Origin of the sequence: Croceifilum oryzae, assembly GCF_030814315.1 — a bacterium.
GTDB lineage: Bacteria > Bacillota > Bacilli > Thermoactinomycetales > Thermoactinomycetaceae > Baia > Baia oryzae.
In genome coordinates this window covers 65,805-89,101 of record NZ_JAUSUV010000010.1, presented here as the reverse complement: position 1 = coordinate 89,101, position 23,297 = coordinate 65,805, and the positions used below count along the sequence as shown (strand labels likewise).

The window sequence follows — 23,297 nt, the reverse complement described above, 5'->3', positions numbered from 1 at the left end:
GGTTAGGGTTTCTTTCTTTTCGGCATATACATTTCGCCAAGAACTTGAAATGGCTGACATAGTTCCGTTGCAGAGTGTGTCGAGAAATTTATTTTTGACCGGGTGTGATTTTGACAAACTTATCTGATTTCCCCTGTTTATAATGAGTGACACAAACTGTTTAACGGGGGTGCTGAACCAAATGATGGAAATGATGACACGGATCAAACATTTTTGGATATCGCCGATGAAAAAGGTAAAGAGCGGGTCGTATCGAGTTCATAAGCGACTCATCTCGTGGAATGTACCGATTATGGTGATGGGCTTTTTGTTGGGTAGGGCATTAATTTTAGAATCTGTTTCCCCATTTGCTTTGGCGTATCTAGCGGTGATGCTTTTCCTCAGTAGGAAACAATGGCCCGTTGTCATGGCATCGCTGATCATGGGAGCGACTACGATCTCGTTGCTTCATGCGGGTAAAATTACGGCTTATCTCGTCTTATTGCTCGGTGTGTACAAGCTGTTTCAATCGTTTGGAAAAGCAACACTATATTCGGCACCCCTGATTGTGTTAACAAGTGGCATAATCGGAAATCTGTCAACGATCTGGTATTTTGATACCTTTACCAGTTATCAATATTTATTAGCTGGAGTAGACGTCCTTATCAGTTTTATTCTTACCTTCATTTTTGTTCAGGCACTACCCGTTTTTACGGTGAAACGAAATAAAGCGGGTCTCAAGCATGAAGAAATGGTTTGCTTGGTGATCCTCATAGGCTCCGTTATGACAGGCACATTGGGTTGGACAATCGCAGATATAGAAGTCGTAAATATTATTTCACGATATTTGATCCTCGTCCTAGCGATAGTAGGGGGAGCGATGCTTGGATCGTCGATGGGAGTTGTCACGGGGCTGATTCTCCATCTCTCCAATCCAAAATCGGTTTTACAAATTAGTTTATTAGCATTTGCGGGCTTATTGGCTGGATTGTTTAAAGAGGGGAAGCGGCTGGGTGTTGCGATTGGTTTTCTACTGGGCACGACGATTTTAAGTTTGTACGGTGCCCCTCCTCCGAATCTCTGGTTGTCAATGCAAGAGACATTGCTAGCACTGCTACTCTTTTTCTTAACACCTGATAGCTGGTTTCACAAAGTGGCTAAGTTTGTTCCAGGCACGTGGGAGAATCAGATGGAACAACAGGACTATATTAGGCGTTTGAGAGATGTGACAGCGGCAAAAGTAGAGCATTTTACAAATCTATTTTATGAACTGGCGAGTAGTTTTCGGGAGGATATGACGAAGCAACAACGAGAAGATGAGGATCAAGTTCATGAGTTTGTGACAACTACGATGGAACAAAGTTGTATGGGGTGTGCCCAATTCCAGCAATGTTGGGAAGGAAATATCATGAAAACCTACCAAGGAATGACGAGTTTGATGACGGTCGTTGAACAGGTAGGGACGCGGAATCATGTGCCGATCCCACAAGCTTGGGACGAGTATTGTATTCGAGCGGATCAGGTTGTCCGTAACTTTCAAGACCAGTATGCACACTATGAACATACGTTGTATTGGCGGGACAAGATTAAAGATACACGGAGGTTAGTGGGCGACCAATTGGCGGGGATGGCTGAGGTGATGGACAAGCTGGCGACGGAGATCCGCATTGAGACACAAGTGATGCATGCCCAAGAAGAACAGATCCACGCTGCCTTGGATGAGTTAGGGATACAATTTCAGCGGGTCGAAATTTTAAATCTAGCGGAGGGGAAAGTAGAGATAGAAGTATTCCTTCCACATCAGGATTCGTTTGACGAATGTAAAAAACTGATTGCGCCTCTGTTGACCGAAGTATTAGGGGAGCCGATCAGTGTATATCGAAAAGTGGTACAGGACGGTACGCAAGGAGCAATTATTACCCTTGGTTCGGCACAGCGTTTTGAGTTGAAATCAGGCGTGGCTAGCGCTGCCAAGGGCGGGGCGATGGTATCGGGAGATAGTTATTGTTACATGAATCTGGGGACGGGTCGATTTGCAGTAGCGTTAAGTGATGGTATGGGGAATGGTCAGCGGGCCCAGGAGGAGAGTAATGCGGCGTTGAAGCTATTACGTCGGTTGCTTCAGGCAGGAATGAATGAAGAACGAGCAGTAGAGACCATCAACTCGATCTTAAGCTTGCGAACGTCTGACGAGGTGTTTGCCACGATTGATCTAGCGATGATTGATTTGAATTCTGCGAAGGGTCGATTTATGAAGATCGGCTCAACCCCCGGATTTATCAAACGGGGGAAGAAGGTCCTAAAACTTTCTGCTTCCAATCCGCCGATTGGAATTTTAAAGGAAATTGATGTGGAACCGATTGAAACGCAATTACAGGCAGGCGATCTGATCGTGATGATGACAGATGGGATCTATGATGCGGCGCATAATACGGTGAATAAGGATGCATTCATCACCAAGATCATTAACGAAATCGATACCAAGGATCCGCAAGATTTTGCCGATTGTCTACTTGAAAAGATTGTCCGATATCGTCAAGGGGAAATTCCTGATGATATGACCGTTCTTGTATCCAAGGTAGAGAAACACACGTCCGAGTGGTCTACGATTCGGTTGTCTAATGTGCGACCGATCGAACGTCCACAAGAGGTGCCGAACAGTTAGCTGGGTTTGCTTCTTCGGAGGAAAAGGCATAACATCAGTAGTATAAGTAAGTGAAGGAGTCCCTAGAGAGGTCTAGGGACTTTTGGATTGTTTGGATTGGGGAGGTGTGTAATGGGCAATGTTGACAGAAGTGGTTGATCGTGTGATGCAGAAGGAATTAAAGATTCCAGAACAAGCCTCTATTTTAGTAGCGGTTTCTGGAGGACCTGATTCGATCGCATTACTACATATTTTAGAGAGCCTCTCAAAAGAGTATCGGTGGAGGATAGGCGTGATTCATGTAAATCACCAGTTGCGCGGAGAAGAAAGCTTGCTGGATGAGCAGTATGTAACAGATGTTTGTACTCAGCTAGAGGTTCCGTGTTGGACGGAAGCGGTCGATGTGAAGAAGGCACAGCGTGAAGAAGGTGGCAACAAGCAAGACATAGCCAGAGCCCTTCGGTATGAGGTGTTTGCTAAGGTAGCAAAGCGGGAATCATTTGGCTATGTTGCTTTGGGGCATCATCAAGATGATCAAGCTGAGACGATTTTAATGAGATTGATTCGTGGGACTCATTCTTCCGGTCTAACTGGGATCCCAATTCGGCGGAAGTGGAAAGAGATAGAGCTGATTCGCCCCCTTTTATCTAGTTCCCGCGAGATGGTGGATACATTCTGTAAACAGCACCACTTGGAACCTCGAATCGACCAAAGTAATCTAGTGGCGGAATATACTCGTAACTTCCTACGACTGCAAATCTTCCCAGAGCTAGAAAAGATCAATCCCAAGGTAAAAGAAACCATTGCTCAGTTAGGTGCTCGGGTGCTTGAGGAGGAAGAAGTTTGGAAAGAATGGGAAGGTAAGGCGTTAGAGCAGGTTCTTTTGAGACAGGATGACAGGCAAGTGTCATGGTCTCGTAAGAGATTTCAGGATCTTCCTATTGCTTTACAGCGTAGAGTGGTTAAACTAATATTAAGTAGTCTGGAATGGTTGACAGATGTAGAAATTACATATTCTCGTATCGAACAGATTCGTAATTGGGCTTCATCACCTACTCCGAGTGGAGAAATCCATTTGGAGAAAGGGATATTGGTACGGAAAAGCTATGAGATGGTCACAATTCTGAAACAATCCAACAAGGACGAAGCAACCAAGCTGACATGGGAAGAATTAGAATTAAAGATACCAGGAGAAATAGAGTATCATCCGTCCCTTGGCACCATAGAAGCTTGTTTGTTTGAACAGCCTCAACCTACGGAATGGTTCTCTTCTTACCCATCTGCGGTCTTTGATTATGATCAATTACCCGATAGTTCGATTTTTGTTCGTTCTCGAAAGGCAGGCGACCGAATGAGTTGCTTTGGTTTTCAGGGCTCAAAAAAGGTAAAGGAACTCATGATCGAGAAACAAATCCCTAGGCACTTGAGAGATCAGATTCCTGTGGTTCATATAGAGGGTCAAGTCCTATGGATTCCAGATGTTAGGAGATCTGCCATTGCTCCTATCACAAACCAGACAAGTTGCTATTTGTATTTACGATGGCATTCTTATAAAATGTTAGAATGATTTTACTGGGTATACATAATTGTTTTTTTTTAGGGGGACCATTCATGAATCAAGATGTGAAGGAAATATTGATTTCAGAAGAGAAGATCCAATCCAAAGTAAAGGAATTAGGGAAGCTCTTATCGGATGAATATGCTAGTACGCTTCCGCTTTGTGTGGGCATATTAAAAGGGGCTGCACCTTTTATGGCGGATTTAACTCGTGCTATGAGCATTCCGCTTGAGATGGACTTTATGGCGGTATCAAGCTATGGTGCGTCTACTAAATCTTCAGGAGTGGTGCGAATCCTGAAAGATCTGGACTCTTCGGTAGAAGGAAGAGACGTCTTGATTATGGAAGATATCATTGATACAGGTCTAACGTTAAGTTATTTAATCGAGTTATTAAAAGGGCGCAATGCAAAGTCAGTAAAAGTAGTTACTTTATTGAATAAGCCAGCCCGTCGGAAAGTGGACTTGGTTCCTGATTATTGTGGATATGAAATCCCTGATGAGTTTGTCATTGGATATGGCCTAGATTATCGCGAGATTTATCGCAACTTACCGTATATCGGTATTCTAAAGGAAGAAGTCTATTCTTCTTAGTTTGATCTTTTTTGACCAACTATTGTTTCGTTTAGAATGCCTATGGTAAAATGAAAAAAGTGGATTGAGAGGAGGCCAAGGATGAAAAACTTCTTCCTTAGAAACGGAATATTATATGCAATCCTCATCCTTGTGACCATTGCGGTCGTAAGTTTGGTGGCTGACTCTGGGAATAACCCAGAACAGCTTAACACCACACAGTTTAAACAAAAAGTAGAGCAGAAGCAGATTCTAGATGCAAAGCTTTTGCCTGAAGGTTTTACTTATCGGATCGAAGGTAAGATAAAAGATCCAAAAGATGAAAAGAAAACGAAGTTGTACACGACTCAGACTCCTATGTTGGAGAGTGACATAATCAAGTTACTGGAAACCAATCAGATAACGTATACGACAAGTCCTCCGAAGCAAGAGTCGATCTGGGTTACAGCGCTCTCTACGATTATTCCTTTAGTCATTGTTCTCTTACTGTTCTTCTTCTTACTAAACAACGCCCAAGGTGGCGGCAATCGAGTTATGAACTTTGGTAAGAGCAAAGCTAGATTATATAACGATGAAAAGAAACGTGTCACATTCCAAGATGTGGCAGGTGCTGATGAGGAAAAGCAAGAGCTTGTCGAAATTGTCGACTTCCTCAAAGATAATCGTCGCTTTGTTGCTATGGGTGCACGGATTCCGAAAGGCGTACTTCTAGTAGGTCCTCCAGGAACAGGGAAAACCCTTCTCGCACGTGCAGTGGCTGGGGAAGCGAAAGTACCTTTCTTCTCCATTAGTGGTTCGGACTTTGTAGAGATGTTTGTAGGTGTGGGTGCTTCCCGTGTTCGTGATCTATTTGAACAAGCGAAGAAAAACGCGCCTTGTATTATCTTTATTGACGAGATTGATGCTGTAGGTCGTCAACGTGGAGCGGGTCTAGGTGGCGGTCACGATGAGCGTGAACAGACATTGAACCAATTGCTCGTTGAGATGGATGGATTTGATGGCAATTCTGGAATCATTATGGTGGCAGCGACAAACCGTCCTGACATCTTAGATCCTGCTTTGTTACGTCCAGGTCGTTTTGACCGACAAATCCTAGTGAGTCGCCCTGATGTAAAAGGTCGTGAAGCGATTCTAAAGGTACATGCTCGTAACAAACCGTTGGCTGACAGTGTAAAACTGAATGTGATTGCTCAACGCACAACGGGCTTCTCTGGTGCAGATTTAGAAAACTTGTTAAACGAAGCGGCACTTCTTGCAGCTCGTGAAAACAAGAAGAAAATTACTATGAACGAAGTCGATGAAGCGGTTGATCGCGTTATTGCAGGTCCTGCTAAGAAGAGTCGTGTAGTAAGCGAAAAAGAACGTAAAATTGTCGCGTACCACGAAGCAGGTCATGCGATTGTTGGGTATTACGTACCAAATGCCGATATTGTTCACAAAGTAACCATCGTACCACGTGGGCAAGCGGGTGGATATGTGATGTCGTTGCCAAAAGAGGATCGTTATCTTGCTACGAAGGGTGAGCTCCTTGATCGCGTGACTGGGATCTTGGGAGGCCGTGTGGCGGAAGAGATTATTTTTGGTGAAGTTAGTACAGGTGCTAGCAATGATTTTGAGAAGGCAACTGCAATCGTTCGTTCGATGATCACGGAATACGGTATGAGTGATCGTTTAGCTACCATGCAGTTTGGTCGTTCTCAAGGTCAAGTGTTCTTGGGTCGCGATATCGGTCATGAACAGAACTATAGTGATCAGATTGCTTACGAGATTGACTCAGAGATGCAAGAGCTGATTCGTACCTGCTACAAACGTGCGATGGATATTCTAAATGAGCGTAAAGATCAGTTAGAGCTCTTAGCACACACTCTATTAACTCGTGAAACGCTGGACGAAGAGCAAATCAAGCAATTACTCGATACAGGCAAGATTGACGATATACCTGTAGATGATGTGAAAGTGAATATCCAAGGGAAAGAAGATCTGGATGTAGAGCCTTCGGTTGAAGAAAAGGTCGAAGAAGCTCCAGAAGCTCCTAATTACTTGGATGACGCGAAACCGACAGACGTAGATGAGAAAGACGAGAAAAAAGACGATCCAAAATAAAAGAGGGGGCGATTGATTCGCCTCTTTTTTTTGTACGGGAGTAAGAAAAACTTTTAGGGAGGTACTTTTTATGTCTGATTATTTAGTGCGAGCAATCTCAAAAGATGGAAGTTTTCGGGGATTTGCTGGGACTACAACTCACTTAGTTCAAGAGTTACAAAGAAAGCATGTTACGTTTCCAACAGCTAGTGCGGCGCTCGGAAGAACAGCCACGATGGGTGCGCTCATGGGCTTAGAGTTAAAGAATGAAAAAGATGTGGTAACTATTCAAGTAAAAGGCGATGGACCGCTTGGAGAAATCATGGTTGTCGCAAATGGTCAGGGACATGTACGTGGCTATGTAGACCAACCTGATGTGATGATTCCCTTAAAAGAAAACGGAAAAATCGACGTATCGGGTGGCGTAGGACAAGGGTATATATACATAATGAGAGATATTGGGATGAGAGAACCTTACCGAGGGTCAGCCCCAATCGTATCAGGAGAGTTAGCGGAAGACTTTACCTACTACTATTCCACGTCTGAACAGGTACCTTCTTCGATTGGACTAGGAGTTCTCGTCAATCGTGATCAAATTCTGTTTGCTGGTGGCTATATGATTCAAGTCCTGCCGGGTGCGAGTGATGAGGCCATCGATGAATTGGAGAAGCGGATCATGGGGATACCATCTGTGACCGCCTTGCTCGAAAGCGGATTAACTCCGGAAGAGATCCTTTACCGTTTACTTGGGGACGACGCTGAAATTCTGGCTACCAAACCGGTTGAATTCCAATGTGCGTGTTCGTTGGAAAAAACGAAGTCTATGTTAGCGAGCTTAGGGAAAAAGGATCTCCAAGATATTATCGAACAAGATGAAAAGGCAGAGGTGGTTTGTCATTTCTGTAATTCGAAGTATCAGTTTTCGAAGGAAGAGCTTGAGGAGATATTGGGGGAGATTTCGGGAAGCTGATTGATTAGTTGTTGAGAGCAGGCAGGTTGATTAGCTAATTGGATGATCGAGGGCCGGAGAAGTCTGTCCGATCCCTTCTTAGATACCGATCCAGCAGAGAAGTAAACTGTCCGCTTCGCAATCCTCCGTTAGCTGTGGATGGATATGCCCCGGGCTTACTCCAACAGTTAGTCCCTTGTTTTTAAGATTTTGATATGGATAATGAATCTAATTGATCGTTCACTACAAACTTGATAAGATAAAGTCAATAAAATCCCTATACTTACTCGGAAATAGGAGGGCGAATAATGAAAGTCGCAAATAGCATTCTAGACCTAATCGGCTCTACTCCCCTTGTAAAACTAAATCATATTGTGGGAAAAGCGGATGCGGACATCTATTTAAAATTAGAATTCTTCAACCCAGGTGGAAGTGTAAAAGACCGAATCGCCAAAAGCATGATCGAGGAAGCAGAAAAGCGTGGCGACCTAAAGCCGGGTAGTGTGATTATTGAGCCGACTAGTGGCAACACAGGAATTGGGCTTGCTATGGTAGCGGCGGCTAAGGGATATCCTTCTATCCTCGTTATGCCAGATACGATGAGTATGGAGCGTCGCAATTTACTTCGGGCATATGGTGCAGAACTTATTTTGACACCTGGAGCAGAAGGTATGAGAGGCGCTATTTTAAAAGCAACGGAGTTAGCGGAAGCAAACCCAGAATACTTTATGCCGCAACAATTTAATAATATGGATAATGTAAAAGTGCATCTTGAAACCACAGCACTAGAGCTATTGGACCAGGTTGATGGGGAATTGGATGCTTTTGTAGCAGGAGTGGGAACAGGTGGGACGATTACGGGTGTGGGGACCGTGTTAAAGAAAAAAATGCCGAATCTCCAAGTCGTCGCGGTAGAGCCATCCTCTTCTCCTGTGCTATCAGGCGGTAAGCCTGGTCCACATAAAATCCAAGGGCTTGGGGCTGGTTTCGTTCCAAAGATTTTGGATACAGAGATTTATGATGAGGTTATGCAAGTGGATATTGAAGATGCGTTTGAATGGGCTCGCAAACTGGCTCGTGAAGAAGGAATCCTCGGAGGAATCTCTTCTGGGGCTGCAGTATCAGCTGCCTTGCGAGTGGCACGTCGTCTCGGTGCAGGGAAGAAAGTGGTTGCTGTTATTCCGAGTAGCGGGGAGCGTTATTTAACCACACCGTTATATCAATTTGAATAAGGAAAAATCTAGAAGGTAGTAGGGTAGGCACGTATCAGCCAAGCTTGGTTCATACGTGCCACTTTTTTATCTACTTCCAAAACAGAATCCATCCAGTTTGTCAAGAACGAAGATGAACCAATCCCGTTTTTATGCTAGAATAGGGAGATATTATATTTGAGTTGAGATGAGCGAAATAATGATTTGTATGATTGATAACTACGATTCGTTTACGTACAATTTGGTCCAGTATTTTGGTGATCTGGGCGAAGAGTTGTGGGTAGTACGAAACGATCAAGTCACAATAGAAGAATTGGAAGAGCGTTCTTTATCAGCAATCATCATTTCACCTGGTCCAGGATCCCCAGCAGAGGCTGGGATTTCGATGGAAGTGATTCGTACCTTCGCTGGGAGAATTCCTATATTAGGTGTATGTCTGGGTCATCAGGCGATCGTAGAAGTCTTTGGAGGAAAAGTAATCCGAGCTGAGAGGCCGATGCATGGGAAAGTGTCGGATGTATTTCATGATGGGAAAGGGGTATTTTCTCATTTGCCAAATCCGATCATCGCGACCCGCTATCATTCGTTGATAGTAGATCGGCATATACTCCCGTCAGACCTCGAGATTACGGCTGAGACATCAGAGAACGAGATTATGGGGATTCGTCATCGGACGCTTGCTGTTGAAGGAGTTCAGTTTCATCCTGAATCAATCTTAAGTGAGTCGGGTAAGCAGATGCTTGCTAATTTCCTTCAGACGTACACCAAGTAGGAGGCATTCATATGCAGGGATTCCGGGTGGGGAACCGAGAATTGCCTATCGGAGAACGCACATTGGTCATGGGGATTCTCAATGTTACACCAGATTCGTTTTCGGACGGAGGTAACTATCAAACAGTGGAACGTGCTCTCTTGCATGCGAAGAGACTGGTTGATGAGGGAGCTGACCTGCTTGATATCGGTGGGGAATCTACTAGACCTGGAGCTGAGACAGTCCCGCTAGATGAAGAATTAGAGCGTGTGATTCCCGTTGTGAAGCGAATTACATCTGAGCTGGATATTCCTGTTTCGATTGATACGTATAAGGCACAAGTTGCGAAGGAAGCGATACAATCCGGAGCTCATATTATCAATGATGTTTGGGGAGCGAAGAAAGATCCGCTGATGGCTAGCGTGATGTCTGAGCTAGATGTCCCAGTGATCCTGATGCATAATCGCGAGGTTCCTACGTATCAAGATTTAATTGTGGATGTGAAAAAGGATCTTCAAGATTCGATTCAACTTGTCCTGCAAGCTGGAGTGAAGGCAGAACGAATCTGGCTAGATCCTGGAATTGGCTTTGCTAAGAACTTGCAGGAAAATGTGCGGGTCATGCAGCATCTAGACCAATTGGTGGAGATGGGATATCCCGTACTACTCGGGACATCCCGTAAATCGATGATTGGAAAAATCTTAGATCTTCCCCCCGCTGAAAGGGTAGAGGGAACACTGGCTACGGTGGGATTTGGAATTCAAAAAGGCTGTCAGATAATGAGAGTCCACGATGTACAAGAAACGGTACGATTTTGTCGAATGATGGATGCTTTGGTATACGCGCCCCTTGACTAGGAGGAAACTAGAATGGACCACATATTTTTTGAGAAGATGCTTTTTTATGGTTATCATGGAGCGTTTCCAGAAGAAAACAAACTAGGGCAACGCTTTCAGGTAGATCTAAAGCTGTTTCTCTCCTTACAAGAAGCGGGGTACACGGATGATCTAACGCTCACAGTCGATTATGGCAAGGTGTATGAAACGGTCCAACAAATTGTGGAAGGGACTCCGGTTAAATTAGTGGAGAAACTTGCCGAAGAAATAGCAACCCGTCTCCTGTCCGAATACCCGATCGATGAAGTAGTGGTTCGCGTTACGAAGCCAGATCCTCCGATCCCGGGCTACTATCAATCAGTCGGTGTTGAAGTTAGACGGGGGAAACGATGATGATTCGTGCATATATAGGATTAGGCTCCAATATGGGTGACCCCGTTTTGCAGTTAGAACAAGCGATAGAGCTGATTCAAGCCACACCTGATATTCAGGTCCGAACCTATTCTTCAATTTATCGCTCTGACCCAGTAGACTATCTAGATCAGCCTGATTTTTATAATATGGTAGTGGAACTTGAGACGACTTTATCGGCAGAAGCACTTCTCAGGCGATGTCAGGAAGTGGAACAAAAACTAAAACGCGTGAGAGTGATCCGCTACGGACCTCGTACGATTGATATAGATATACTGTTTTATGATCATGATGTAATCCAACAAGAACATTTAGAAGTCCCACATCCGAGGATGAAAATCCGTTCTTTTGTTGTTCTTCCATTGGCGGAGATTGTAGAAGATGCAGAGCATTTTTCTATACCAGGGACAAATGAAAGTCTGAGTGATTGGGTAGATCAGATGGGGAATCCCGGGGGAATCCTCAAGCTAGAAACTACGCTTACGAAAAGGGAGGAGGAAAAAACAAATGTGGAAAATCGGAAATGTTGAGCTGAAGAATCAAGTCGTTTTAGCGCCTATGGCTGGCGTGTGTAATCCTGCCTTTCGCCTGATTGCGAAAGAGTTTGGAGCAGGTCTCGTCTGTGCGGAGATGGTAAGTGATAAGGCAATTTTACACGGTAATAAACGGACGAAAGAAATGTTGTTTGTAGACGAACGGGAGAAACCACTAAGTTTGCAAATCGTAGGTGGTGATCGCGAAACCCTAGTAGGAGCGGCGAAAGTGGTAGATCAATGTACGAATGCAGATATCATTGATATTAATATGGGGTGCCCTGTACCGAAAGTTGTAAATAATGATTCGGGAGCGAAGTGGCTTCTAGATCCAAACAAAATTTATGAAATGGTCTCTGCGGTAGTAGAAGCGGTCGATAAGCCTGTTACGGTCAAGATGCGTATTGGTTGGGATGAGGATCACATCTATGCGATTGAAAATGCTCAAGCAGTGGAGCGGGCAGGTGGATCAGGTATAGCCGTACATGGTCGTACTCGTGTGCAAATGTACAAAGGAAAAGCAGATTGGAATATTATCCGCGATGTGAAACAAGCCGTTTCGATTCCGGTAATCGGAAACGGAGACGTTGCATCACCAGAAGATGCTCGTAAGTTATTAGATTTGACGGGCTGTGATGGTGTGATGATCGGACGTGCGGCACTGGGGAACCCTTGGATGCTTTACCGTACGGTTGAATATCTGACTCACGGAACACTCGCTCCAGACCCAACAGCAAGCGAGAAGATGAGGATTGCCATTCTTCATATGGATCGCTTAGTCTCTCTGCGTGGTGAATCGGTGGCAGTTCGTGAGATGCGTAAGCATGCTGCGTGGTACCTGAAAGGACTGCGTAACTCCAATATCATCAAGGATGCAGTAAATGAGCAAGAAACAAGAGATGGTATGGCGAATCTATTATTAGGTTTTGCGGAGCAAGTAGAGAAAAACGAAGCTGAGGCAGATGCTAAGGCTGTCTAATAAGAGGGTCAAGGGGAGTTGAAGTACAAGTGCAAGAGGAAATGAATGAGTTGTTACAAGTACGTCGTGAGAAGTTACAAAATCTGCGTGATCGCGGAGTTGATCCGTTCGGGCAGAAATTTATCCGTACGCATCATGCAACGGATGTGACGAGCCAGTTTGAGCCGTTTAGTAAAGAAGAGCTAGCGCAGCGAGAAGAGAAGGTAGCGATTGCAGGGCGTCTCATGGCGAAACGAGTACAGGGGAAAGCTTCATTTGCCCATCTTCAAGATCAAACCGGACGTGTACAAATCTATGTGCGCCTGGATGTAGTGGGTGACGAGCAGTACGAGACGTTCCAAACAGCGGACATCGGGGACTATATTGGAATTCACGGTATTATGATGAAGACAAATCGCGGAGAACTAAGTGTTCGCGCGCAAGAGGTTTCTTTCTTGAGCAAATCTCTACGTCCACTACCTGAAAAATATCATGGGCTCAAAGATGTGGAGCAACGTTATCGGAAGCGTTATCTAGATTTGATTATGAACCCTGAGGTAAAAGATACGTTTATTACCCGTAGCCAAGTGATTAGCTCGATGCGTAATTATCTAAATAACCATGGGTATCTCGAAGTAGAAACACCTACTTTGCATAGCATTGCTGGCGGGGCTAGTGCTCGTCCATTTGTAACGCATCATAATACACTTGATATGACGCTTTATATGCGGATCGCGCTAGAGCTGCCGTTAAAACGTCTCATTGTAGGTGGATTAGAAAAAGTATACGAGATTGGAAGAGCTTATCGGAATGAAGGGATCTCTACACGCCATAACCCTGAGTTTACGATGCTAGAGCTGTATGAAGCGTACGCTGATTATCACGATATCATGGACCTAACTGAAAATATGATCGCGCATATCGCTCAAGAAGTTTGCGGTACGACTCAGGTTCACTATCAAGGAGAAGAAATCGATCTCTCCGTAGGTTGGACCCGTAAATCGATGACAGATCTGATTCAAGAGCATGTAGGAGTCGATTTCATGGCTCAGATGACAGATGAAGAAGCTCGGGTCATTGCAAAGGAACATGGTGTGCATGTAGAGCCTACGATGTCATTTGGGCATGTTGTAAATGAATTCTTTGAACAAAAGATTGAGCACTTATTGATTCAACCTACCTTTGTAACAGGACACCCTGTAGCGATCTCTCCGTTGGCTAAGAAAAATGCAGATGATCCACGGTTTACCGACCGTTTTGAACTGTTCATCGTCGCACGTGAACATGCAAATGCCTTTACAGAGCTAAATGACCCGATTGATCAACGTCAGCGTTTTGAAGCACAAGTGAGTGAAAAAGCAGCGGGTAACGATGAAGCGCATCCAATGGATGAAGATTACTTGGAAGCGATGGAGTACGGAATGCCGCCAACAGGTGGTTTGGGAATCGGTATGGATCGTTTGGTCATGCTCTTGACTGATGCACCATCGATTCGAGATGTGTTACTCTTCCCACATATGCGAGAAACGCACGAATAGAAAATAAAAAGCACGGAAGTTACTGTCTTTCGTGCTTTTTTCTTCTTGCATAGGTTTGAAGCTTTATAGAATGGTTGCCAATCAGGGCGTTTTGCGAATAAAATAGAAGAAAAATGGATGTAAGAATGACAATAGATAGAGTTTATGTATTTTTCACATTACTTTTATTGAGTTAATGGATAGGAATAGAAGAAATTTCGTGAGATGGAAGATGTTAGTTTGATTAGGTTTCATTTTTCCAAGCACTTTTTATGAAATAGGCTGTTATAATAGATTTATGTAAACTAGTGCCCAAAGGGAGGAACAAGTATGGGTCCCAAAAAAGAGAACCGAAGATTATTTGGACAAGGTTCCCAACTACCACAACAACCAAAACGCATGAACTTACCGCAGATGCGCGAACGGACCGGCGATGTAGAGGGAAAGCCCGTTGATCGTCAACAGCAACAGGTTCTCTCTTTCTTATCTAGTTTGCAATCAAACTTTACTTCGCTCGTTCGACTAGTTGAAAAGCGACTAACGTACGATAAAACAAAAGAACAAGCATTTGAACGATTATATCAAGAGATGGATTCGATGAAGCAGGATCAAGAATTAACGAATCTAAGACCGCTTTATATAGACTTGATCTTATTACATGATCGGATGGAAATGATCTATAAAGATGGTGCGGAGAATGGAAGTCTCTCACCCGAAGTAGCTGAGTTACTTAAATCTCTAAACGGAGAGTTAATGGAGATTCTCTATAGACGTGGAGTAGAACCTATCTTCTTAGAATCGATTACGTTTGATCCTCGTTATCAAGAAGTCGTTCAAGTGGTTCCAACAGAGATACAAGAAGAAGATAATGAAATTGCAGCAGTGGTCCGTAACGGATTCCGCTATAAAGAGGTCATTCTGCGGCCTGCAAAAGTGATTATAAAGAAACATCGTGTATAGGACAGGATCATCTTCCCTGAAGGAGTGAAATCAATGGGTAGAGTAGTAGGGATCGACTTAGGAACAACATATTCCGCCATTTCCGTTGTGAACAAGTTTGGAAAGCCCGAAATCTTGGTGAACCGAGAGGGAGAGCGTATCACCCCTTCGGTTGTTTTATTTGATGGGGAAGACCCAATCGTAGGGAGTATTGCGAAACGATCAGCAGTGGCAAGTCCCTTTAACGTGATTCAGTTTGTAAAGCGTCAAGTAGGGGACAAGAGCTGGCGTTTTATTACCGAACATAAAGAAGTGTATTCACCTGAAGAAATATCAGCCATCATCCTACGCCGTCTAAAGGAAGATGCCGAGACACTGACAGGAGAGAGTATAACCGATGCCGTCATTACGGTACCTGCATATTTCGATGATGCTCAGCGTAAAGCAACCCAAGATGCCGGCAAGATTGCAGGTTTAAATGTCTTACGTATCATCAATGAGCCGACAGCAGCTGCTCTTGCTTATGGCTTGGACAAAATGGATCAACGCCAAACCATCATGGTATATGACCTAGGGGGCGGAACGTTCGATGTGACCATCATGAGATTATCCCCAGAAGGGCTTCGGGTATTATCTACGGGTGGAGCGAAAAACTTAGGTGGTTGTGACTTTGACAACGAGGTTATGAACTATCTAAATGAAGAGTTCCGAGCACAAAGTGATATTGATCTATTAGATGATCCGATGTATGAGCAAGATCTTCGTGATAAAGCGGAGATTGCGAAAAAAACGTTATCTTCTCGGGAGCGTACCAATGTGTTTATATCGGTGGGTGGTCATAATGCCTCTATCACCCTCACCCGTCAAAAATTTGACGAACTAACAGGCTCTTTGCTTCAATTGACTCGTGTCATCATGGAACAAGTGCTATCTGACGCAGGTCTCCAATGGAAAGATATTGATCGTGTCTTGATGGTGGGAGGCTCCACCCGCATGCGATCTGTACCAGCTCTCATCGAGCGTGTTACCGGAATCCGCCCGTCGCTAGATGTAAATCCAGACGAGGTTGTGGCGATGGGTGCCTCAATTCAAGGAACCCTCTTACATATGAAAGCGGGACTTGCCGATCCTGACATGCTAAAGGCTTTTCCAGCTGTAGAAGTTCAAGATGTGAACTCGCATAGCTTAGGTGTGGTTGCTTTAGATGAAAATGGAGCGGAAGTAAACTCGATTGTATTAAAAAAAGATACCGTCATTCCTGCGAGGGTAAGTGGTCATTATACGACTACGGTAGATGATCAGACTCAACTTCATATCCAAGTGACTGAGGGAGAGAGTAGTGACCTAGACTTTGTAAAAGTTGTAGGGGATGGGATGATTGAGCTGCCGAACTATGCTAAAGGAGCGCCATTAGAAGTGATATTTGAGTATGATAGTGATGGAATTATCCATGTTTCTGTCATCGACTCTACTGCAGGTGCTTTGCTCGGCGAGATCAATATTGAACGTACTTCCAACCTGACAGAAGAAGAAGTAATGGAGAAACAACAGCGAGTAGCACAACTTGCTATTAGTTAATGTTTCGAAGGAAAAGCCTTAACTAGGAAAAATCTAGTTAAGGCTTTTTTTGCTTAACAGGAAGGAAATGGAGTAAATTGTGACAAAAAAAAGGAATTTGAATAGATCATAGCGAAAATGAAATGGTATGATGGGGGCATGGAAATTTTATGAGGATAAACTTGGAAGCGAGGAAATGAAATGCAAGACACTAGCATGATTCCTACTTTTATAGTGAATCTGTTTAAAGAAACGTTGCCAGAAGAACAGCCAGAGATCTTTGAATCTAAGATTCCTGTAGAGGGTCATGAAGGGGCTTACTATTTTGGACGATTCCATCCTTCAGGGAAGGTCTTGGTGGTACGAGAAGATGGATCCGTGCCATTCTTCGAAGAAGTGGAGCCCGTTGTCGAGCGCGTATTGCAGTATGAAAGCCTCAAAAAATCCAATGATCTATTATACGTGCTACTCACCGGCGAGCAAGAGATGTATCAAAGCTTGGTACAGATGCTTGAGGAGATAAAAAATCATTATGAAGAACACATGGATCTCTTTCCCAAAGAAGAGTTTCAACGTGTTACTCAGACATCACACGTTTTATTTGTGCAACAAGGCGATTTAGAAAAGGCTAATGAGGAATTAAACCAGCTAGCAAGTAATGTGTATCGAAACCATGAAATTACCCCTAGTAACTTGATGAAGTTAAAGGCTTTACATATATCAGTTGCACAGCTTTTCCAGAAACAGATCTTAACGTACAATAAAACGACTCAAGATGAGCGTGTTGTTGTAGAGTATTTGTATCGTCACACCCCTATTTGGAAGTTTAACTGGCGCGGCGTATTACGAGACTTAAAGTCCGTCCAGAAACAGATTGCCGCTGGCTTGTCCAAAGAGCTACTCGAGGATTCCAATGTGACCCATTTGTTTAGCAAAGGGGCCTCTCTTTCACAGGAGGAAAAAGAAATGGTGATGGAGCAGGTAGTGAATCATAAGACAGAAGTGGTTATGGAATTGATGAAGGAGTTAGAACATGATTTAAACCAAGTATAGCCCCACTACGGGTTATACTTGGTTTTTTCTATGTTACACATTTATAAGGGGTGCTTCGTCATCAAGTGCTTCTTTTTCGCCTTTTGGTATATTCACTCTAAATAGTAGGATAATCCCAACAACGAAGAAGAATACAAGAGACAAAATGCCTAATCGGCTAGAGCCACTTAACTGCCCAACTAGCGCAAAGACAAATGGACCTAGGATAGAGGCGCATTTACCTGTTAGACTAAAGAAACCGAAAAATTCCGTATTATGGTAGACTGGAACCATACGACTAAAGATCGAGCGACTAATGGCTTGGCTTCCTCCTTGGACAAGTCCTACTAATCCAGCAAGGATATAGAAATGAGTAGCCGACTGCATATAATATCCGATACAAACTAAGATGAGATAGGTAAATAGCGTAATAAACAGAGTTGCTTTGGATCCCACTTTTTCGGCTATTTTCCCAAATAACAAGGTGCTTGGAAAGCCGATAAATTGAGTAAGGAGTAAAGCGGTGATGAGATGTGTGGTCCCGATACCGATTTCTTTTCCATATATGGTAGCCATTTTAATTATTGTATTAATCCCATCATTAAAGAACCAAAACGCGATTAGAAACTTTATTAGTTCGGGATATTTAGTTATCTTTCTAAGTGTGTGACGAACATCTTGAAACCCAATTCGCGTCCATTGCCAAGCACTTCGCTTTTCCGTAACCATCTCTTTTTCAGGGACATTTCGAAATAGCGGGATGGCGAATAGAAACCACCAGACTCCAACCGATGCCAGAGAGATTTGGGTAGCGGTAGTAGTGGTGACACCAAATGACTCGGCATTTAAGATAAAATATAGATGAGCGGCGAGGAGGATTCCTCCACCAATATAACCATATGAGTAGCCGACACTCGAAACATAATCCCTTTTCTCTGGGGGAGCGATATCAGTCAGAAACGCATCGTAGAAGACATTTCCTCCTGAAAAAGCAATCGTCCCGATACAGATAAGTAGAGAGGCCCAAAGCCAATTGCCTGCTCCAATGGTAAACATGAGTAAACAAGAGATAGCACCAACATAAGTAAAGAAACGTAAAAATATTTTTTTAGAACCACTAGCGTCTGCGATAGCTCCAAGGATCGGGGATAATAGTAAAACAAATAGGGAGGCAATGGAATCTGTGTATCCCCAGTACGCAGTTGCGGTTCCCGGATCCAGCCCCTCTGCTGCTATATCGGAGAAAAAAGTGGGCATGACAGCAGCGATGATAGTTGTGGCAAATGCCGAGTTGGCCCAGTCATAAAGAGCCCAACTTCGGATAACTTTGCGATTCAGAATAATTCCTCCTTGTATAATGTAAGATGAAAGCGTTTTTATCTAGTGTATCATAACCTGTAAGCGATGGATAAATAGGAATGGGGGATTTGAATGGACCCGAAGAAAAAGAAATCTTCGATCGGTACATGGTTGGCTAGTTTGGGGCTTTTAATCATTACGTTTGGTTCAAAGCTGAAAGTACTTTTTCCACTTCTGAAGGTAGGAAAGTTTTTACCTACTTTTCTTTCGATGATCCTTTCCATTTGGGCATATACGTTAATTGCTCCTTTTCAAGTGGCTTTTGGTCTCGTTATGATGATTTTGATTCATGAGATAGGACATGTATTAGCGGCTAAGCAGAGAGGATTGCCTGTATCTGCCCCGGCTTTTATCCCATTTGTCGGTGCGTTTATTACAATGAAAAAGCAACCACAAGATGCGGAGACGGAAGCCTTTATCGCGCTAGGTGGACCTTTACTAGGGACAGTTGGGGCTTTAGGCTGTTGGGGACTTGGTTATGCGACAGGGGATTCCTATTATTATATGATTGCCTATATTGGCTTTTTCTTAAATGTGTTTAACCTCGTACCCATCCATCCACTAGACGGTGGGCGAATCGTGGTTGCGATCTCACGCTGGTTCTGGGTTATCGGTTTAATAGTAGGTTTGGCGCTGATTATCTATCTGAAAAGCATTTTACTGACAATCATTTATGTGATGTTTGTATATCAATTATATACAAAATATATAAGAAAGAAGAACTCAGCGAAGCCGGGAGAAGTAAGGGTCGAAATGCTATCAGTAAAGCTGGATCCATATCGATTTGAAGAAGTAGGAGCGTACATACCAAGTGAATTGCACCAACGAGAGCTTCGTTATCAATACTACACAGATCTCGCAAGCGAGCAGACGTATCTGGATGTGTTTTATCCGAGTGTTGGGCGAATTGCCACTATATCGGACCTTCATGGTGAGATAAAAAGAGCTCGCTTGCTACGTACTCATATGCTAGAGGATGGAAAAGTAGAGTTGGATATCGGTATCGAGTACAGTCCTTTTTACATGGAGAACGGGAAGAATTCATCTGATGATAAGAGATATTATGACGTTTCCAAAAGACATAGACTCATATATGGTGTTTCTTATCTAGGGTTAGCTACGTTGTTACTCTACATGATGTGGATTACCCAGGCAATGGTTCCTGAAGTTAGATAAAAGTAACCCCTGATAAGTCTTATCAGGGGTTATTCATGCATGTATTTTGAATCGATTATATAGAAAAGAGGCTTTAACGAAGCCCTCATTGCTTTTTGGAGTCGTTCTGTTTCTTCAATTCCCAAAACTTACGGTCCATTTCCCGCGATTTATCGTAATGGCGATCTGCTAAAAATGCTAGATCGTTCTTAATTCCGCTGACCTTCTCTTCGACTCTCTCTAACCCTGACTCAACATTGGTTAACCGCTTGTCCATGTTTGCTATGTCAGACTCGACTTTATTAAATCGTTCATCCATCTTCTTTTCCAGACCGTTGATCTGTGTTTCCATACCACTAAACTTCTCTTGAAGACCATTAATCTGTGTTTCCATGCCGCTAATCTTCTGATCCATACTATCTATCTTCTGATCCATACCAGCTAGTTTTGCGTTATTTTTCCCTGTCATGGAAAGTAACTGAGTTAAGTGGTCCTGAATTAGCTTCATATCTGACATGACATATCCCCATCTCGTTCGATGATAGGCTCATTATAACCAAATGAAAATAAACAGGGAAGACCTATTTACATATTTAGGAAAATATATTTTCCCTCAAATAAAAAAATAAAAAGGTATGTGCTCCATACGGAAACACATACCTAGCTAATTGCTTCATTTCATCGAGACTAAATACACGTCTAATAGGCTGAAATAAAAATGTCCTTGTCATTCTACCATCGAATTACTTAACCGTAACCGTCTTCTCCACATGCTCATGTAGTTTTATAGAAGGTTTCTCTACGTGTAGTTGTACATGATATGTGCCTGACTCAGCGAAGCTATAATCTTTACTGTACTCTCCAGCCTTGCCTTCAGAAGCATCGATAAATTGGTGCTTCTTGTCGCCTTCTTTCCATATTTCAAACTTCACGTTGGCGCCTGTTAGTGGCTTCCCTTTTGTATCCATCACATGTCCCATTAATGAAAATGATTTCCCTTTTTCAGGTGTATCTGGAAGCATAAGATGCAGGCTGGCTTTTTGATCCCCGTGATGATGACCATGCTCTTCTGCTTTTTGATCCCCTACTTGAAACGTTCCTTCTGCCATCTTATGGTCCTTATCTGTATACACATGCACCACTACGTTATACGCACCTGCATCCTTAAAAGAATCACTAGCTGTGTAATCCCCATTGGAGATATGCTTCGCAGGATACTGCTTGTGGTCCGTGCTTGTCCCCTTCCAAACTTCAAATTCCACCTTTGCATTCGTTATTCCGGTCTCCCCTTGCTTCACATTTGCTTGAAAAGTCACAGGATCTCCTGTATTCGACTTATCCGGATTTGCCTTGAACGATACAGAAAGTTCTCCAGTTGGTTGAGTTTGATTATGTTGATGCTCCGCAGGCTTCGAACCTCCACATCCACTCACCAACGAAACAGTAGCTACCATACAAACAGACGAAATCCATAACTTCATTTTCTTATTCATAATAAAAAAACTTCCTTTCAAAATAGTAGTGAAATGCTTTATAACTAAATAACAGACTATTTTAGATCATAAAATGGGTAACAAAAGCCCCAAAAGCAGTCTAAGAACCAATTTTAGCAGAATCCTTATCAAAGAAGGATGTAAGAAAAGTTTCTAAGGGGAGATACTTCAAAGCTTTTACAGAAGTAGCACTGATAAACCATTAATCAGTCACTCTCTGAAGGCTTCGCAGCACTCATATACCCTTGCTCAAACGCAAACCGAGTCAACTGCACTCGATTACTAACATGCAATTTCTGCATAATATTCTTCAAATGATTCTTTACTGTATACTCCGAAATTGTGAGCAAGTGAGCAATATCCTTGTTGCTATTCCCTAATGCCACTAATGATAGGATTTCCTGTTCTCGTGATGTTAACCGGTGTTCTTGTTGTGTTTTTGGCTGGCTCATAAACTCAGTTAAAATCCTTTTTGCTATTTCCTTGGAAATAGGGGCATCATCTTTCATGATGGCATGTAAATAGTCTAACCAAATAGAAGGGTTTAAGTTCTTCAGCAAGTAGCCTTGTGCCCCTTTTTTTAGCGCTTCAAATAAATCGGCTACATCGTCTGATACCGTGACCATGACGATTTTGATGTGAGGCAGCTCTTCTTTTAATATTCGGGTTGCGTCTAATCCATTTAGTACGGGCATATTGATATCCATTAATACAAGATCAGGCATTAATTCTTTACAAAGTTGGATCATTTCTTTTCCATTCGTCGCTTCGCCGATTATATGAAAGGTAGGATCGCTTCCTAAAATGATTTTGATGGCGGCTCTGGCATGCTCGTGGTCATCACCCATTATAACTCGGTATTTGTTCATTTTAAGAGGCTCCTTTTTCAATCCACACTTTGGTTTTTCCCATCTCGTGTGTAATAGAGAATGTAGCACCTAGTTCTTCTGCGCGATCTCGCATCATTTTACAGCCAAATCGATCGGCATGATCGAGGGGGTTCGCCTTATATCCTTGTCCATCATCTTCTACTTCAAGTCGCCATCCATGAGTAGTAGGCCGAAGATGGAGAAACACATAAGTAGCTTGTCCTGCGTGTTTGTATATGTTAGTAAGGGCTTCCTGGATGATGGAGATAAGTTCAGTTTGTTCTTTAAAAGTAAGGGAATCCTCATGGATCTTTAATTGAACGGATACGGGAATCCCCATCTTCTTTTCAAATTCATTCACGAGTTCATCTACTTGTTGACTCCACGTCATCGGAATTAATTGAGTTCCTTCTTTTAAGGTAGCGATGGAGTGGCGTACATAGTTATGAATCTGATGTAGATTGTTTCGAATGGGACTCCATTCGAGAGTAGGCTGCTGTTTTTCTAGTAAATCGAGTTGGACAGAGCATAAAAATAAGGTCTGAGCAATTCCATCGTGCAATTCCCTAGCGATTCGTTCACGTTCCTGTAAGACCGCTTTTTCAGCAAGTTCGCTTTCTAGCCGCTTCTGTAGTTGCTCATATCGAGCAAACAATAATCGTGAGACTGTTAATGTGACGAAAAGTACAATCAAGGGAGAGAGCCAGTTCCCCATTTCCATTGATAGATGGGATAACAAAAAATCATGCCGGATATATTCCCATAGGCCGATTACGATTGTGGGTAAAAGTAAAATCGACCAACGAATGCTCTTGTATGACATACACACACCCCTCGTACAATAAGGATAATCATTTATCATATCATGAAATCAATAACGCTTTATAACCAT

General features: G+C 43.2%; 21 protein-coding genes. 16 read left to right on the top strand and 5 right to left on the bottom strand.

The features are described from left to right. Nucleotides 1-181 precede the first annotated feature (181 nt). The 15 genes from spoIIE (at nucleotide 182) to J2Z48_RS12010 (ending at nucleotide 17,550) form a co-directional block, all read left to right on the top strand. The gene (gene spoIIE, locus J2Z48_RS12080; protein WP_307253883.1) at nucleotides 182-2,644 is read left to right on the top strand and encodes a stage II sporulation protein E; all 2,463 of its coding nucleotides are present in this window, start codon (nucleotides 182-184) and stop codon (nucleotides 2,642-2,644) included. A 118-nt stretch (nucleotides 2,645-2,762) separates the two neighbouring features. Beyond that, nucleotides 2,763-4,190: a tRNA lysidine(34) synthetase TilS gene (gene tilS, locus J2Z48_RS12075; protein ID WP_307253881.1), complete on the top strand. Its 1,428-nt coding sequence runs from the start codon at nucleotides 2,763-2,765 to the stop codon at nucleotides 4,188-4,190. Nucleotides 4,191-4,234: 44 nt separating this feature from the next. Further along, nucleotides 4,235-4,774, top strand: coding sequence for a hypoxanthine phosphoribosyltransferase (gene hpt / locus J2Z48_RS12070; RefSeq protein WP_307253880.1), 540 nt, complete (start codon nucleotides 4,235-4,237; stop codon nucleotides 4,772-4,774). 81 nt (nucleotides 4,775-4,855) lie between these two features. After that, on the top strand, nucleotides 4,856-6,856 hold the full coding sequence (ftsH, locus tag J2Z48_RS12065; protein WP_307253878.1) for an ATP-dependent zinc metalloprotease FtsH: 2,001 nt from the start codon (nucleotides 4,856-4,858) through the stop codon (nucleotides 6,854-6,856). Nucleotides 6,857-6,926: 70 nt separating this feature from the next. Next, nucleotides 6,927-7,805: an Hsp33 family molecular chaperone HslO gene (gene hslO, locus J2Z48_RS12060; protein WP_307253875.1), complete on the top strand. Its 879-nt coding sequence runs from the start codon at nucleotides 6,927-6,929 to the stop codon at nucleotides 7,803-7,805. Between the two features lie 287 nt (nucleotides 7,806-8,092). Further along, nucleotides 8,093-9,016, top strand: coding sequence for a cysteine synthase A (gene cysK, locus J2Z48_RS12055; protein WP_307253872.1), 924 nt, complete (start codon nucleotides 8,093-8,095; stop codon nucleotides 9,014-9,016). A 178-nt stretch (nucleotides 9,017-9,194) separates the two neighbouring features. Continuing rightward, nucleotides 9,195-9,767, top strand: a complete 573-nt coding sequence (locus J2Z48_RS12050) for an anthranilate synthase component II (protein WP_307253869.1) — start codon at nucleotides 9,195-9,197, stop codon at nucleotides 9,765-9,767. Between the two features lie 11 nt (nucleotides 9,768-9,778). Next, on the top strand, nucleotides 9,779-10,603 hold the full coding sequence (folP, locus tag J2Z48_RS12045; RefSeq protein WP_307253866.1) for a dihydropteroate synthase: 825 nt from the start codon (nucleotides 9,779-9,781) through the stop codon (nucleotides 10,601-10,603). Between the two features lie 12 nt (nucleotides 10,604-10,615). Next, complete coding sequence (gene folB / locus J2Z48_RS12040) at nucleotides 10,616-10,975, top strand: dihydroneopterin aldolase (protein ID WP_307253864.1); 360 nt, start codon at nucleotides 10,616-10,618, stop codon at nucleotides 10,973-10,975. Next, on the top strand, nucleotides 10,972-11,523 hold the full coding sequence (gene folK / locus J2Z48_RS12035; RefSeq protein WP_307253862.1) for a 2-amino-4-hydroxy-6-hydroxymethyldihydropteridine diphosphokinase: 552 nt from the start codon (nucleotides 10,972-10,974) through the stop codon (nucleotides 11,521-11,523). Before folB ends, folK begins: the two co-directional genes overlap by 4 nt. Then, on the top strand, nucleotides 11,501-12,505 hold the full coding sequence (gene dusB / locus J2Z48_RS12030; protein ID WP_307253860.1) for a tRNA dihydrouridine synthase DusB: 1,005 nt from the start codon (nucleotides 11,501-11,503) through the stop codon (nucleotides 12,503-12,505). Before folK ends, dusB begins: the two co-directional genes overlap by 23 nt. A gap of 41 nt (nucleotides 12,506-12,546) precedes the next feature. Continuing rightward, nucleotides 12,547-14,022: a lysine--tRNA ligase gene (gene lysS, locus J2Z48_RS12025; protein WP_307253939.1), complete on the top strand. Its 1,476-nt coding sequence runs from the start codon at nucleotides 12,547-12,549 to the stop codon at nucleotides 14,020-14,022. Between the two features lie 309 nt (nucleotides 14,023-14,331). Then, nucleotides 14,332-14,961 (top strand): nucleotide exchange factor GrpE, encoded by a 630-nt coding sequence (locus J2Z48_RS12020; protein ID WP_131849137.1) that lies wholly within the window; start codon nucleotides 14,332-14,334, stop codon nucleotides 14,959-14,961. Between the two features lie 33 nt (nucleotides 14,962-14,994). Continuing rightward, nucleotides 14,995-16,518 carry an Hsp70 family protein gene (locus tag J2Z48_RS12015; RefSeq protein ID WP_307253856.1) on the top strand — a complete coding sequence of 508 codons (1,524 nt, stop codon included), beginning with the start codon at nucleotides 14,995-14,997 and terminating at the stop codon, nucleotides 16,516-16,518. Between the two features lie 180 nt (nucleotides 16,519-16,698). Then, on the top strand, nucleotides 16,699-17,550 hold the full coding sequence (locus J2Z48_RS12010) for a hypothetical protein (protein WP_307253854.1): 852 nt from the start codon (nucleotides 16,699-16,701) through the stop codon (nucleotides 17,548-17,550). Between the two features lie 33 nt (nucleotides 17,551-17,583). Here J2Z48_RS12010 and J2Z48_RS12005 read toward each other — a convergent pair whose 3' ends face one another. Beyond that, nucleotides 17,584-18,852 carry an MFS transporter gene (locus J2Z48_RS12005; RefSeq protein ID WP_307253937.1) on the bottom strand — a complete coding sequence of 423 codons (1,269 nt, stop codon included), beginning with the start codon at nucleotides 18,850-18,852 and terminating at the stop codon, nucleotides 17,584-17,586. 108 nt (nucleotides 18,853-18,960) lie between these two features. Between J2Z48_RS12005 and J2Z48_RS12000 the strand changes: the two genes are divergently transcribed. Next, a complete protein-coding gene (locus J2Z48_RS12000) occupies nucleotides 18,961-20,064 on the top strand; it encodes a site-2 protease family protein (RefSeq protein WP_307253852.1) in 1,104 nt (367 codons plus the stop codon). An 85-nt stretch (nucleotides 20,065-20,149) separates the two neighbouring features. Here J2Z48_RS12000 and J2Z48_RS11995 read toward each other — a convergent pair whose 3' ends face one another. The 4 genes from J2Z48_RS11995 to J2Z48_RS11980 all read right to left on the bottom strand — a co-directional run bounded on the left by J2Z48_RS11995 (nucleotide 20,150) and on the right by J2Z48_RS11980 (nucleotide 23,228). Beyond that, complete coding sequence (locus tag J2Z48_RS11995; RefSeq protein WP_307253850.1) at nucleotides 20,150-20,560, bottom strand: hypothetical protein; 411 nt, start codon at nucleotides 20,558-20,560, stop codon at nucleotides 20,150-20,152. A gap of 226 nt (nucleotides 20,561-20,786) precedes the next feature. Then, nucleotides 20,787-21,536, bottom strand: coding sequence for a FixH family protein (locus tag J2Z48_RS11990; protein ID WP_307253847.1), 750 nt, complete (start codon nucleotides 21,534-21,536; stop codon nucleotides 20,787-20,789). A gap of 206 nt (nucleotides 21,537-21,742) precedes the next feature. Beyond that, nucleotides 21,743-22,405, bottom strand: a complete 663-nt coding sequence (locus J2Z48_RS11985) for a response regulator (protein ID WP_307253845.1) — start codon at nucleotides 22,403-22,405, stop codon at nucleotides 21,743-21,745. Nucleotide 22,406: 1 nt separating this feature from the next. Then, a complete protein-coding gene (locus J2Z48_RS11980; protein WP_307253843.1) occupies nucleotides 22,407-23,228 on the bottom strand; it encodes a sensor histidine kinase in 822 nt (273 codons plus the stop codon). Between the last annotated feature and the right edge of the window lie 69 nt (nucleotides 23,229-23,297).